This window comes from Delftia sp. S65, from assembly GCF_016516495.1.
Taxonomy (GTDB): Bacteria; Pseudomonadota; Gammaproteobacteria; order Burkholderiales; family Burkholderiaceae_C; genus Comamonas; species Comamonas acidovorans.
Genome location: NZ_JACVUR010000008.1, coordinates 85,814 through 99,230 on the forward strand (window position 1 = coordinate 85,814; position 13,417 = coordinate 99,230).

13 protein-coding genes are annotated in these 13,417 nt (G+C 65.9%); 2 read left to right on the forward strand and 11 right to left on the reverse strand.

The annotated features are described in order from the left end of the window. Positions 1 to 35: 35 nt before the first annotated feature. The 7 genes from IAE24_RS09840 to IAE24_RS09870 all read right to left on the reverse strand — a co-directional run bounded on the left by IAE24_RS09840 (position 36) and on the right by IAE24_RS09870 (position 6,681). Positions 36 to 938 (reverse strand): carbohydrate kinase family protein, encoded by a 903-nt coding sequence (locus IAE24_RS09840; RefSeq protein WP_012203428.1) that lies wholly within the window; start codon positions 936 to 938, stop codon positions 36 to 38. Between the two features lie 35 nt (positions 939 to 973). Continuing rightward, on the reverse strand, positions 974 to 2,368 hold the full coding sequence (locus tag IAE24_RS09845) for a zinc-ribbon and DUF3426 domain-containing protein (RefSeq protein WP_199960710.1): 1,395 nt from the start codon (positions 2,366 to 2,368) through the stop codon (positions 974 to 976). A 75-nt stretch (positions 2,369 to 2,443) separates the two neighbouring features. Then, a complete protein-coding gene (gene prmA, locus IAE24_RS09850; protein WP_012203426.1) occupies positions 2,444 to 3,334 on the reverse strand; it encodes a 50S ribosomal protein L11 methyltransferase in 891 nt (296 codons plus the stop codon). 84 nt (positions 3,335 to 3,418) lie between these two features. Next, the gene (gene accC, locus IAE24_RS09855; RefSeq protein WP_012203425.1) at positions 3,419 to 4,783 is read right to left on the reverse strand and encodes an acetyl-CoA carboxylase biotin carboxylase subunit; all 1,365 of its coding nucleotides are present in this window, start codon (positions 4,781 to 4,783) and stop codon (positions 3,419 to 3,421) included. A gap of 132 nt (positions 4,784 to 4,915) precedes the next feature. Continuing rightward, positions 4,916 to 5,380: an acetyl-CoA carboxylase biotin carboxyl carrier protein gene (gene accB, locus IAE24_RS09860; protein ID WP_012203424.1), complete on the reverse strand. Its 465-nt coding sequence runs from the start codon at positions 5,378 to 5,380 to the stop codon at positions 4,916 to 4,918. Between the two features lie 145 nt (positions 5,381 to 5,525). Continuing rightward, on the reverse strand, positions 5,526 to 6,026 hold the full coding sequence (locus tag IAE24_RS09865; RefSeq protein ID WP_034390512.1) for a TlpA family protein disulfide reductase: 501 nt from the start codon (positions 6,024 to 6,026) through the stop codon (positions 5,526 to 5,528). Between the two features lie 46 nt (positions 6,027 to 6,072). Then, positions 6,073 to 6,681: a hypothetical protein gene (locus IAE24_RS09870; RefSeq protein WP_013804096.1), complete on the reverse strand. Its 609-nt coding sequence runs from the start codon at positions 6,679 to 6,681 to the stop codon at positions 6,073 to 6,075. Positions 6,682 to 6,925: 244 nt separating this feature from the next. Between IAE24_RS09870 and mpl the strand changes: the two genes are divergently transcribed. Then, complete coding sequence (gene mpl / locus IAE24_RS09875) at positions 6,926 to 8,365, forward strand: UDP-N-acetylmuramate:L-alanyl-gamma-D-glutamyl-meso-diaminopimelate ligase (protein WP_199960712.1); 1,440 nt, start codon at positions 6,926 to 6,928, stop codon at positions 8,363 to 8,365. Positions 8,366 to 8,439: 74 nt separating this feature from the next. On the opposite strand, the gene IAE24_RS09880 is transcribed toward mpl, so the two are convergent. Continuing rightward, complete coding sequence (locus IAE24_RS09880) at positions 8,440 to 8,757, reverse strand: hypothetical protein (RefSeq protein WP_012203420.1); 318 nt, start codon at positions 8,755 to 8,757, stop codon at positions 8,440 to 8,442. A gap of 259 nt (positions 8,758 to 9,016) precedes the next feature. Here IAE24_RS09880 and IAE24_RS09885 point away from each other — a divergent pair, with 259 nt between their 5' ends. Next, positions 9,017 to 9,385: a YqcC family protein gene (locus IAE24_RS09885; protein ID WP_013804098.1), complete on the forward strand. Its 369-nt coding sequence runs from the start codon at positions 9,017 to 9,019 to the stop codon at positions 9,383 to 9,385. 58 nt (positions 9,386 to 9,443) lie between these two features. Here the strand turns inward: IAE24_RS09885 and IAE24_RS09890 are convergent, their stop codons facing one another. From IAE24_RS09890 to tldD, 3 genes are all read right to left on the reverse strand, one after another. Beyond that, a complete protein-coding gene (locus IAE24_RS09890) occupies positions 9,444 to 10,601 on the reverse strand; it encodes a 3-deoxy-7-phosphoheptulonate synthase (RefSeq protein ID WP_012203418.1) in 1,158 nt (385 codons plus the stop codon). Between the two features lie 440 nt (positions 10,602 to 11,041). Next, complete coding sequence (locus IAE24_RS09895; RefSeq protein ID WP_013804100.1) at positions 11,042 to 11,662, reverse strand: hypothetical protein; 621 nt, start codon at positions 11,660 to 11,662, stop codon at positions 11,042 to 11,044. Positions 11,663 to 11,755: 93 nt separating this feature from the next. After that, positions 11,756 to 13,216 carry a metalloprotease TldD gene (gene tldD, locus IAE24_RS09900; protein ID WP_012203417.1) on the reverse strand — a complete coding sequence of 487 codons (1,461 nt, stop codon included), beginning with the start codon at positions 13,214 to 13,216 and terminating at the stop codon, positions 11,756 to 11,758. Positions 13,217 to 13,417: the final 201 nt, after the last annotated feature.

Here is a 13,417-nt window from a genome sequence, read left to right on the forward strand (position 1 = left end):
GACGGCGGCTGCGCCGCCGCCCGGTGATCCCGGCTTCAGGGCTGGGCGAAGTCCAGCACGTAGTTCTGCGGGCCACGGCTGGCAATCTTGAGCGCGCCCAGGCGGTTGCCCAGTTCGGCGCAACGCACCAGGTCCCAGCCACGCTCCAGGCCGAACAGCATGGCGCCACGCCATGCGTCGCCACATCCCGTGGGATCGACCACGGCGGCGGGCTGCACCGGCGCCACCAGGGTCTTGGCGCCTTGCACCCAGACCTCGCAGCCCTCTGCCCCCAGCGTCACCACCAGGCCTTGCACCTGCCCGGAAATCTGCTCCAGGCTCCAGCCCGTGCGCTCGCTGAGCATGCGGGCCTCGTAGTCGTTCACGGCCACCCAGTCAGCCTGCTCGATGAAGCTGCGCAGTTCCTGTCCATCGAACATGGGCAGGCCCTGGCCTGGATCGAACACAAAGGGAATGCCGGCCGCCTTGAACTGCTGGGCATGCTCGAGCATGGCCTGGCGGCCATCGGGCGCAATGATGCCCACGCGCACCTGCTCCTTGAGCTCTGGCGTGATGCGGTTGCCGTGGGCCTGCATCATGGCGCCCGGGTGGAAGGCCGTGATCTGGTTGTTGTCACGGTCCGTCATGATCATGCACTGGGCCGTGTGCGTGTCCTGCAGCTGGCCGATGTGCGCGGTCTGCACGCCCAGTTCGTCGAGGCGCTGCACATAGTCGGCGCCGTCGCTGCCCACCATGGCCATGGGCCAGGCATCGCCGCCCAGCAAGCGCAGGGCGTAGGCGATGTTGCCCGCGCAGCCGCCGAAATCGCGGCGCAGTGTGGGCACCAGGAAGGACACATTGAGGATGTGCAACTGGTCAGGCAGGATCTGGTCGGCAAACCTTCCCTCGAAGGTCATGATGTTGTCGAACGCAAGCGATCCGCAGATGAGAGCGGCCATGGTGTGTCTCGGCTTTCTTGAAAAGTCAGGGGGATTCAGGGATAAAAAACCAGGGCGCGATAGCCGGCCACGGCCGCCTCCAGGCCTTGCACTTCGACCGGGGCCGTCACGCTCCACTCGCCATGGCCCTCGATCTGCGCGGGCGCGCCGAACTGGTCAAGCCGGATCACGCGCCGCAGCAGCAGCTTGTCCTGGGCATCGGTGAGCGTGAGTTCGACAGCGGGCATGGCCACGGGGAAGTCGGAACGGTTCTCCAGGCTCAGGCTCCACTGGTACTGGCCGCTGCGCGGCAACTGCCGAAAGCCCGAACTGCCGATCACCACGTCGCCGATCTGGCGGCGCGGCTGCAGCTCGCAGCCCGCCATGGCGCACAGGGCCTGCAGCGCAGGCGCCAGCGAAGGATGCTGCACGGCCAGCGCATCGCGCTGGCCCCACATGACCTGGCCTGCCAAGGCGCCCACGCCCAGCAGGCTGCCAAGCACAAGCGCCACGCGCACGGCAGGCCGGCGCCAGAATGCCTTGCGCCGCGCCTGGCGCACAAAGCCGGGCTCGGCCTCGGGCAGCGCGGCCGCAGCCTCACCGCTGCCTTCGCCATCGCTGTCGGGCCAGCGGGAGAACTCCGGCGAAGGCACGGAGGCCTGCGCCTGCGGCTCCGATTCCCGCAGCAGGCCGGTTGGCACGGACGGCGCAGGCGCATCGGACGACTTGTCGGATGGCTTGTCAGATGACTTGTCAGATGGCTTATGGGGCCGTGTGAACGGCGCGCTTTCCTCATCCTTTGCCGGTGCGGGCACAGGAGCCGCCTTGTCAGGCTCGGGGCCGAGCAGGCCGTCAACGGCTTGCTCGGCCTGGGCGGCGAGCGGGGACTTCGGCGCTGCCCGGGACGCAGCCAGGATCTCGTCCACCAGTGACGCTCCAGGCAGCGCGCTGCCCGACTCTTCGGCGGCGCTGGCGGAGGGGTCCTTCGCGGTCACAGGGTGCGAAGGCGGGGCCTCTGGAGCCGGCACCTCGGCCGGCGGCATGGACGGCGAAGGCTCGGCCCTGGCAGCCGCAGCCGTGGTTGCGGTGGATACCGCAGGTGCGGCAGGTGCGGCAGGCACAGAGGGTGCAACAGGTGCAGAAGGCCCCGATGCGCCCCGTCCCGGCAATCCGCTCGGCGCCGTCGGCAGCCACATGGATTCCCTGAATTCGCGGATGTCATCGTCCTCGAATTCGGCCGGGTTGTGCGATGCCCCGCCAGCCACCGGAGTGCCGGCCACCGAGGTGCCGGCCGCGTTCACAGGTGCCGTGGGCAGGGGCTGCAGATCCTCGGAGGCATCGAACACTTCATGGCAGACGCCGCAGCGCACCCACCCCTGCGAAATTCGCAGCTGGTCGGCCACCACTTTGAAGCGGGTTCCACAGGCAGGACAGCGGGTGACTTGGCTCATCAGCGATCGATTGTAGGCAGCTGCTCGCGGCCCGCGCCACGAAGGCGGCGGCCGCGCGGGGACTCGGGCCGGAAATCAGGCCGCGCGGCGCGCGGTCATCAGGATCCAGCCATCTTCGCTGTCGGCCACTTCCAGCGCCAGGTACGGCGCATAGGCCTCCTTGAGCTCGTCGGCCTGGCGCTCCAGGATACCGGCCAGCACCAGGCTTCCACCTGCTGCCACGCGGCCGCACAGCAGCGGCGCCAGCACCTTGAGCGGCGTGGCCAGGATGTTGGCCAGCACGGTGCGGTATTCGCCATTGCCGGCATCGGGCAGGCCCGCCTTCAGTTGCACGGCGTTGGCGTCGGCGTTGTAGCGCGTGGACTCCACGGCAGCCGGGTCGATGTCCACCGCGTCGATGTCGGTGGCACCGAACTTGGCTGCGCCAATGGCCAGGATGCCCGAGCCGCAGCCGTAGTCCAGCGTGCGGCCAAGACTGCCTTGGGGCTGGCGGGCGATCCAGCGCAGGCACATGCGCGTGGTCGGGTGCGTGCCCGTGCCAAAGGCCAGGCCCGGGTCCAGGCGGATGCTCACGCGCGCCTCGGGCGGCAGCTCGTGCCAGGTGGGAACAATCCAGAATTCGGGCGTGATGTCCACCGGGGCGAACTGCGACTGCGTCAGGCGCACCCAGTCCTGCTCCGGCACCTGCTTGACGGCGATGATGCTGCAGCCCTCGAAGAAGTCCTGGGGCAGCAGCAGATCACGCGCCTCTTCGGCCGCTTGCTGCGAGGGGAACAGCGCCACCAGGCGGCTGCGCTGCCAGCCGTCCTTGGGCGGCGGCATGCCGGGCTCGCCGAACAGGGCTTGCTCGGCCTCGGTCTGCGCGTCGGCATCCTCCACCGATACGCTCAGGGCGTCCAGCGCATCCAGCGCATCGCTGACGGTCTCAACCCGGTCTTCCGGGCACAGCAGGCTCAACTCGAACATGGGCCCATCCTTTTCTATGCAATAAATGAAAATGCTGGCCGCCGTCGCCGGGGGCCAGCATGCAGGGTCAATCGGGCGACCTGCTCAACGCTTGTTGGCGTTGCGGTGCGCCAGCCACTCTTCCAGGTAATGGATGTTGGTGCCGCCTTCCATGAACTTGGCGTCCACCATCAGATCCTGATGCAGCGGGATATTGGTCTTGATGCCTTCGACCACGGTCTCCAGCAGCGCCGTGCGCATGCGCGCCAGCGCCTGCTCGCGCGTGTCGCCGTGGACGATGATCTTGCCGATCATGGAGTCGTAGTTCGGCGGCACGAAGTAGTTGTTGTAGACGTGCGAGTCCACGCGCACGCCGGGGCCACCGGGGGCATGCCACATGGTGATGCGGCCCGGCGACGGCATGAAGTTGTAGGGATCCTCGGCATTCACGCGGCACTCGATCGCATGGCCCTTGAGCTGGGCATTGATCTGGCGCTGGGTGAAGGGCAGCTTCTCGCCTGCGGCCACCATGATCTGGGTGCGCACGATGTCCACGCCCGTGATCAGTTCGGTCACCGGATGCTCCACCTGAACGCGGGTGTTCATCTCGATGAAGTAGAACTCGCCGTTCTCAAAGAGGAACTCGAAGGTGCCGGCGCCACGGTAGCCCAGCTTCTTGCAGGCAGCGGCGCAGCGCTCGCCGATCTTCTCGACCAGGCGGCGCGGAATGCCCGGAGCCGGCGCTTCCTCGATGACCTTCTGGTGGCGGCGCTGCATGGAGCAGTCGCGCTCGCCCAGGTAGACCGCGTTGCGGTGGTTGTCCGCCAGGATCTGGATTTCCACATGGCGCGGGTTCTGCAGGAACTTTTCCATGTAGACGGCCGGATTGCCGAAGGCCGCACCGGCCTCGGCCTTGGTCATCTGCACGGCATTGATCAGCGCCGCCTCGGTATGCACCACGCGCATGCCACGGCCACCGCCGCCGCCTGCGGCCTTGATGATCACCGGATAGCCCACGGCCTTGGCGATGCGGCGGATCTGCACGGGATCGTCAGGCAGCTCGCCATCCGAGCCGGGCACGCAGGGGACGCCCGCCTTGATCATGGCCTGCTTGGCCGAGACCTTGTCACCCATGGTGCGGATGTTCTCGGGCGTGGGGCCGATGAAGGTGAAACCGCTCTTTTCCACGCGCTCGGCAAAGTCGGCGTTCTCGCTGAGAAAGCCGTAGCCGGGGTGGATGGCCTCGGCGTCGGTCACCTCGGCGGCCGAGATGATGGCCGGCATGTTGAGGTAGCTCAGCGGCGAAGGCGCGGGGCCGATGCACACGGCCTCATCGGCCAGCTTGACGTACTTTGCGTCACGGTCGGCCTCGGAATACACCATCACCGCCTTGATGCCCAGTTCACGGCAGGCGCGCTGGATGCGCAGGGCAATCTCGCCCCGGTTGGCAACCAAAATTTTCTTAAACATGAAGGTCCTCGCGACTTGGTGCCTGCGCCGGTACGCAGGCCGAAGCCGTCAGTTGAGCCAATTGCTCTGTCGCGCCGCGGCATGCGTTCGCGCCAGGGCGTCGTGCCGCTTGCGGCATCGCTCGCCTGCAGGTTACTCGATCACGAACAGGGGCTGGCCGTACTCTACCGCCTGGCCGTTTTCGCCCAGGATGCGCGTGATCGTGCCGCTCTTGTCGGCTTCGATCTCGTTGAGAATCTTCATCGCCTCGATGATGCAGATGGTCTCGCCTTCCTTGACCTGGTTGCCCACTTCCACGAAGGGCTTGCCGCCAGGGCTGGAGGCGCGGTAGAAAGTGCCGACCATGGGCGACTTCACCACGTGGCCGGAGACGGCTGCCTCGGCCGGTGCCGCCACGGGCGCTGCGGGGGCAGCGGCGACGGGTGCCGCCATCGGCGCGGCCATGGGAGCCTGCATGGGCGCTGCCACATAGTGCTGCACCACGGCGCCTTCGCTCTTGACGATCCGGACCTTGCCCTCTGCTTCGGTGATCTCCAGTTCCGACACGTTCGATTCGGACACCAGATCAATGAGGGTCTTGAGTTTTCGCAAATCCATGGGAGCTCCAGCGGCTAACAACTAAATAGGGCGCGAATTTACTCCAATTTCGCCCTTCTGCGTGCTTTGAGGCATATTTTTCATCAACGTCGCCATGGAATTCAGGGCATTTCCTGAGCTTTCACAGCTTCGATGATGCGAAAAATCAGCCTTTTGCGCTCCAGGAAGCCAGATCTTCGGTAGTAAGCTCACCTATTTTACGTTGCTGCACCATGCCATCTTCGCCGAGCAGCACGGTGAAGGGCAGTCCGCCCTGCAGATTGCCCAGCGAGCGGGTCAGGCCCAGACCGCCTTCCACCGCCAGCGCCACAGGGAAACGCAGGGGTGTGCGCCCCAGGAAGCGCTGCACGGCCTCCGGCTTGTCCACGGCCAGGCCAATGACCTGAATACCATGCTGGTTTTGGCGCGCCGAGAAGGCATCGAGCATGGGCAGCTCGCGCACGCAGGGCGGGCACCAGGTGGCCCAGAAATTGACCAGCACCGGCTTGCCGCGCCAGCGCGACAGCGTCATGGCCGAGCCATCGGGCGTGATGAAGCGCTGTTGCCACAGCTGCTCTTCGGCACTGGCATCCATGGCGTGCGGCTGAAAACGCCACCACGCAAACCCTGCTCCACCCAGGCCTGCGGCGGCGGCAACGCCGCCCATCAGCCAACGGCGGCGGGAAGATGTGTTTTGCCCTGCATCCACTGAATCAGCCACGGTCGGCCTCCTCTTCATCCTGATCCAACAGCCTGCGCAGCGCCTCGGCGCTGCCGCGCGGGCTGCGCCCCTGGCCGTCGGGCTTGAGTGCGCCACGCAGATCATCATGGTCGTACACCAGCAGATGCACGCCCACGGACTCGTTCAAAGGGCGGCAGAAGGCGTGGATGCTCAAGGCCTCCACGGCCTGCCCCGTAAAGCCGGTGACGGTGCTGGGCTCGTACTCCACATGCTGGTTGATCAGCGCGATCTCGGCCGACTTGGGATCGTCGCAGAACAGCTGCAGGTAAATATCGGACAGGCGGGTGGCTGTGCCGCGCCAGACGGCGCCGGCCAGATGGGGCCGGAACTCGGCCAGGCGGTCCATCCATTGCAGGGCCAGTTCGCGCAGGGCCTGCAGTTCCTGGGGCTGGGTGTCGGCGCAGAACAGGGCAATGTATTCGCGCACGGCCTCTTCCACCAGGTCGTTGCCCGGCAGCGCGGTGCGCGCGGGCAGCCCCAGCTGGCGAAGTGCGCGGTGCTTGGCAGCCCCCCATTCCAGCCCTTCCTCGACCACGAGGCGGGCCGCGGTCTGGGCAATTTCGGCAGTGGCTTGGTCCATGGCTTTCCGATCCGCTGTATCCCTACATATATATAAGAGGCCTTCCCTGCGGATGGCCCCGGGCCATTGTGACCCAAGCCGCGGCACCGCCGGCCGCAGACGGGCTTTGCACGTTCCCGCCAGCGCCTTGCACCGGCGATTTCGCAACCTTGTGTTTCCGGGACCCGGTGCCTGCTGGGCCGCAAGCTCCTGTTTTTGCAGGACAGCCCTCCCGGACATGACGGCAACCGTAGAATGCCCGGCCATGCACATACATATTCTGGGCATCTGCGGCACCTTCATGGGCGGACTGGCCGCACTGGCGCGCGAGGCTGGGCACCGCGTCACAGGCTGCGACGCCGGCGTCTATCCGCCGATGAGCGATCAGTTGCGTGCACTGGGCATCGACCTGATCGAGGGCTACGGCGCCGACCAGATGGCCCTGCAACCCGACATGTATGTCGTGGGCAACGTGGTCAGCCGCGCGCGGCTGCCCGACGGCAGCCCCAAGTTCCCGCTGATGGAGGCGATTCTTGAAAGCGGCGCCCCCTACACCAGCGGTCCGCAATGGCTTTGCGAACAGGTGCTGCACCATCCGTCCTGCCCGCGCCATGTGCTGGCCGTGGCCGGCACCCACGGCAAGACGACCACGACGTCGATGCTGGCCTGGATTCTCGAATGCGCAGGCCTGGCTCCGGGCTTTCTGGTCGGCGGCGTGCCGCTGGACTTCGGCGTCTCGGCCCGCCTGGGCGCATCCAGCCGCCCGACGCCAGGCCAGGGGCCGGCCGGCGCGGAGCCCGTCTTCGTCATCGAGGCCGATGAATACGACACGGCCTTCTTCGACAAACGCAGCAAGTTCGTGCACTACCGCCCGCGCACGGCCGTGCTCAACAACCTGGAGTTCGACCACGCCGACATCTTCGAGGACCTCGGCGCCATCGAACGCCAGTTCCACCATCTCGTGCGCACCGTTCCCGCCTCCGGGCGGCTGGTGGTCAACGGCATAGAGGAAAGCATCACCCGCGTGCTGCACCAGGGCTGCTGGAGCGAGGTCTCCAGCTTCGGTGCGGTGGTCAGCGATTTCAGTGCCCAGGGCGATCCCGGCGCCTTCGACGTGCTGCACCGTGGTCGCAAGGTCGCGCGCCTGGAATGGGCACTCACCGGGGAGCACAACCAGCTCAATGCGCTGGCCGCCATTGCAGCGGCCGAGCATGTGGGCGTGACGCCGGCACAGGCCTGCGAAGCGCTTGCGCGCTTTCAGAACGTCAAGCGACGCATGGAGCTGCGCGGCATGGCGGGTGGCGTGTCCGTGTACGACGACTTCGCCCACCATCCCACGGCCATCCGCACCACGCTGGACGGCCTGCGCCGCAAGCTCGGCAGCCAGGCACGCATCCTGGCGGTGTTCGAGCCGCGCAGCAACACCATGAAGCTGGGCACCATGAAGTCGCAACTGCCCTGGGCCCTGGAAAGCGCCGATCTGGTGTTCTGCCACACGGCCGGCCTGGACTGGGATGCTGCCGAGGCGCTGCGCCCCCTGGGCGTGGGAGCCGGCCACAAGGCGCAGGTGGCTTCAGACATCGATACGCTGATCGGGCAGATCCGCGCAGCCGCCCGCCCCGGTGACCACGTGGTGTGCATGAGCAATGGCGGCTTCGGCGGCATTCACCCCAAGCTGCTGGCGGCGCTGCAGGCCGCAGGCTGACCCGGGCACGGCCCCCAATGAAAGAAGCCCGGGTCATGCCCAGGCTTCTTTGCTGTATCGCTATCTGTCCGTCGTCAGTAACTGATGGACATGGCCGGCACATCGACACGGATCAGCGGCTTGGACAGCACGGCCTGGGCGGCGACGGCATAGCTGTTGCGCCATTGCTCGTCGTCGAACAGCCCGGAGCGCGAACGCGCCGCACGCGCCACGACCACCAGCTTGTCGGCCAGCAGAACCTTGCCGCTGGCGCGCAGGGGTTCGCAGTCCATGGAGATGAACTGCTGATCCAGCCAATGCCGTCCTTCATCGGAACTCATGGGGGTGAGCCCGCTGGTGTCCGTGCGGTACTCTTGTCCGGCATCCAACACCACAATCACTTCGCTGCGCATGGAACTCCTCTCTTCATTACGGGATACGGCCCTGTGCCTGCTCATGCAGACAGGGCTGTCACTCATGCCCTGAGCTTAACCGCAAGCGCCTTTTCCACACCCCGGGCAAGCTGACATGCCTCAAGTGCCTGAGACTGGCACGGGCGCTGGAGTCGGCACTGCCGCCAGCAGGTGTTTCAAGGCCTGCCAGCGCCTGCCCAAAGGTGCAAACGTACAATGGCCGACAGATTTGGCCCCGTTTTTTCATGGACCTCACCGCATGACAACCGACACCACGCACCAGAAACTGCTCGACCAGTTGCAGCAACTCGAAGACGAGTTGCGCAGCCAGAGCCTCTGGTCGGCCGTGGCGCCCAGCCCTGAGGCCATGGCATCGACCATGCCGTTCATGTACGACACGCTCAAGCTGCACGAATGGCTGCAGTGGGTTTTCCTGCCCCGGCTGCGTGCCGTGGTCGATGCCCGCGGCCAGCTGCCCTGCCAAAGCCACGTGCATCCACTGGCCGAGCATGAATGGAGCCAGCCCGTGGCATTCGACAAGCGCCAGTTGCTGGTCCTGCTGCTGGGCATTGACGACACGCTGAACCAGGGCGGACTGACCCCGCCGGACGCCACGCCGCCACACTGAACAAGAAAACCGGGACATGGAAAAAACGGGGCATGCATGCCCCGTTTTCTTTTCCGGCTCAGGCGGCAACCAGGGCCGCAGCCGGCTCGGGATGCTTGACGCGGCGCTGCTGCACGGCGTCGGACAGCTCGGCCAGCGTTGCCAGGGAATCATCCCAGCCCAGGCAGGCATCGGTGATGCTCTGGCCGTAGGTCAGGGCAGCCACTTCGTCCTTGCCGGGCGTGAACTTCTGGGCGCCGCCCACGAGATGGCCCTCGATCATCACGCCGAAGACGCTGCGCGAGCCGCCGCTGATCTGTCCGGCGATGTCGCGTGCCACATCCTTTTGGCGCTCATGCTGCTTGGAGCTGTTGGCGTGGCTGCAGTCCACCATCAGCGTGGGAGGCAGGCCGGCCTTTTCCAGATCCTCGCAGGCAGCGGCCACGTTGGCCGCGTCGTAGTTGGGGGTCTTGCCGCCGCGCAGGATGACGTGGCAATCCTGGTTGCCCGCCGTGTTCACGATGGCAACCTGGCCATTCTTGTGCACGGACAGGAAGTGGTGGCCGCGGCTGGCAGACTGGATGGCGTCGGTGGCGATGCGGATGTTGCCATCCGTGCCGTTCTTGAAGCCGATGGGCGCCGAGATGCCCGAGGCCAGTTCACGGTGGACCTGGCTTTCCGTGGTGCGCGCACCGATGGCGCCCCAGCTGATCAGATCGGCGATGTACTGGGGCGAGATCACGTCCAGGAACTCGCTGGCGGCCGGCACGCCCAGGCGGTTGATGTCGATCAGCAGTTGCCGCGCAATGCGCAGGCCTTCGTCGATGCGGTAGCTCTGGTCCAGGTAGGGATCGTTGATCAAACCCTTCCAGCCCACGGTGGTGCGCGGCTTTTCGAAGTACACGCGCATCACGATCTCCAGCGTGTCCTTGTACTGCTCGCGTATGGGCGCCAGGCGGCGTGCGTACTCGATGGCGGCCGCCGGATCGTGGATGGAGCAGGGGCCGACGATGACCAGCAGGCGGTCATCCTCGCCAGCCATGATGTTGTGGATGGTGCGGCGGGTGTCGCCGATCAGGGTTTCGACGGCCGTACCGCGGATGGGGAAGAAGCGAATGAGGTGCTCGGGAGGGGGCAACACGGTGATGTCCTTGATACGTGCGTCGTCGGTTTGGCCAGTCTTTTGGGAACCGCCGCGATACCAGGAATCGGCGAGGGAAGCTTGATGAGCAGTCATTGCTTGCTTTCGTGAGGAAAGATGGATCGTGGAAAACGGAGCGAAGAATCGGGAGGGAAAAACAAAAAACCGCCGGGCTTTACAGCTTCGGCGGTTTTGAGGGAGGTTTGTTCGGGTGCGCGCGCTTACCTCTCTTCCGCCGGGGAGGAGAACCAAAAGTAAAAGTAGAAGGAGGTACGGGCTTGCATGGGGATCGAATGTAGCACAGTCATTTTTCGCAGTGCAACATGGACATGCAGGCGGGGAAGCTGCCCTTCACCGTGCCGCAGAGAGAAAGCAAAAAATCATTGACGCAATAAAACTGCTTTTTTCTCAATTTCACGCAAAAATTCTTCAGGCATATGTAGAAAATCACGATGTCATGCAGTTTTATTGCCATCAACCATGAAAATGTGCAAACCCCGGGAAATGATGCATCTGCGCGTCACGCGAGGGCCCGATCAACGCCGCAGCAACGCGTCACGCAGCCTGCGCAGGGCCCGGCGCACGGCGCTCAAGGGTTGCCATCGGCGCGCCTTGTAACCAGACAGGATGGAAGTCACATCGGCTTCGCCGGCCACGGCAGCGGATTCGGCAAACATGTCTGTCAGCAGGCAGGCATCGCCCAGCAGACGCCAGCCCAGGCGCTCGCAGCGGCGGAAGTGCTCGGGCTCCTGGGCATCGCCCACCAGCACGGACTGCTGCCAGGCGTGGACGGCCTCCCTGAAGCCTTTGAGCAGACGCTGGTAGGCAGGAAATTCGTAGAGGGCATGCCAGCCCGTGGCCAGCGTGGTGAGAAAGTGCTGGTGGTCCAGCACCGCCAAGTCAAGCTGCTGTATGGCGTCTTCCACCGCGGGGCGCGGGCTGCCCGCATAGCGCACGCGCACGGACTCGTCCAGCGCGACAGCCAGCAAGGCCAGTTGCTGGTGCATGGGCTGCAGGTCGCCCACGATCAGCTCATGCTGCCAGAAGCGGCTCAGCCGCGACTCGCCGGCCCAGGCACGCCATTGCTTCGGCAGGCTGCGCAGGGGATGGACGGAGGTCCGCGGGCCTGGCCGGGAGGAAAAGGAAAGCTGGGTCATGGAATCGGCGCCGGGCGGCGCCCACCGAACGCGGCGGGCCGCGCCAGGCAGGACAGGGCCCGGCCTGCCGTGCAGGGCGCGGGCATGGGACCGTCAGGCCGTGCCGCCCACCGTCAGGCCGTCGATGCGCAGCGTGGGCTGGCCCACGCCCACGGGCACGCTCTGGCCTTCCTTGCCGCAGGTGCCCACGCCGCTGTCCAGGCGCATGTCGTTGCCGATCATGGTGATGTGCTTGAGCGACTCCGGGCCGCTGCCCACGATGGTCGCGCCCTTGACGGGGTACTGGATCTTGCCGTTCTCGACCCAATAGGCCTCGCTGGCGGAGAACACGAACTTGCCGCTGGTGATATCGACCTGGCCGCCGCCGAAGTTGGTGGCGTACAGGCCCTTCTTGATCGAGGCCACGATTTCCTGCGGCTCCCGGTCGCCACCGAGCATGTAGGTGTTGGTCATGCGCGGCATGGGAATGTGGGCATAGCTTTCGCGGCGGCCGTTGCCCGTGGGCTTGACGCCCATCAGGCGGGCATTCATCGCGTCCTGGATGTAGCCCTTGAGGATGCCGTCCTCGATCAGCACATTGCTCTGGCTGGTGCAGCCTTCGTCATCGACGTTGAGCGAGCCACGGCGATCGGCCAGCGTGCCGTCATCCAGCACGGTGACGCCCTTGGCAGCCACGCGCTGGCCGATGCGGCCACTGAAGGCGCTGGCGCCCTTGCGGTTGAAGTCGCCTTCCAGACCGTGGCCCACGGCTTCGTGCAGCAGCACGCCGGGCCAGCCGGGGCCAAGCACCACGGTCATCTCGCCGGCCGGCGCGGGACGGGATTCCAGGTTGGTGAGAGCCGCGCTCACGGCCTCGTCCACGTACTGGGTGATCTGCTCGTCGCTGAAATAGGCCAGGCCGAAACGGCCACCGCCGCCGGCAGAGCCCACCTCACGCCGGCCCTTTTGCTCGGCGATCACGGTAACCGACAGGCGCACCAGCGGCCGCACGTCGGCCGCCAGCGTGCCATCGGCACGGGCCACCAGCACCACGTCGTACTCGCTGGCCAGGCCGGCCATGACCTGGACCACGCGCGGGTCCTTGGCGCGGGCCAGTTTCTCGACCTTGCCCAGCAGCTCGACCTTGGCCGTGCTGTCCAGCGTGGCGATGGGGTCCAGACCGGGATACAGCGAGCGGCTTTGCGCAATCTTGGGAGCATTGGCGCGCACGCGCTTGCTCTGGGCCGCGCCCGAGATGGAGCGCACGGTGCGCGCGGCATCCAGCAGCGAGGCTTCGGAAATATCGTCGGAATAGGCAAATGCCGTCTTCTCGCCACTGACCGCACGCACGCCCACGCCCTGGTCGATGCTGAAGCTGCCGGTCTTGACGATGCCCTCTTCCAGGCTCCAGCCTTCGGCGCGGGTGTACTGGAAGTAGAGGTCGGCGTCATCGACCTGGTGGCTGCGGATCTCGGCCAGTGCGCGCGCGAGATGGGTTTCATCGAGCCCGAAGGGCTCAAGCAGCAACTGGCGCGCTGTGGCCAGGCGTTCAATGGTGGGTTCGCGGGAGATCATTCACGCATTGTAGAGAGCCGGCCATGCCCTCGCCGTGCAACGGCTGCGGCCAGCGGCTTGCCAACCCACAAAAAAGAACGGAATGCCGCTCCACCAGGCTGAGCGGCATTCCGTAGGCATGCATCCGCGTGGATGGCGAACATGCTGGCCCATGTCCGCACTTGCTTTGTAGCCTGCCCTGGCGGCGGTGGCAAGTGAGCA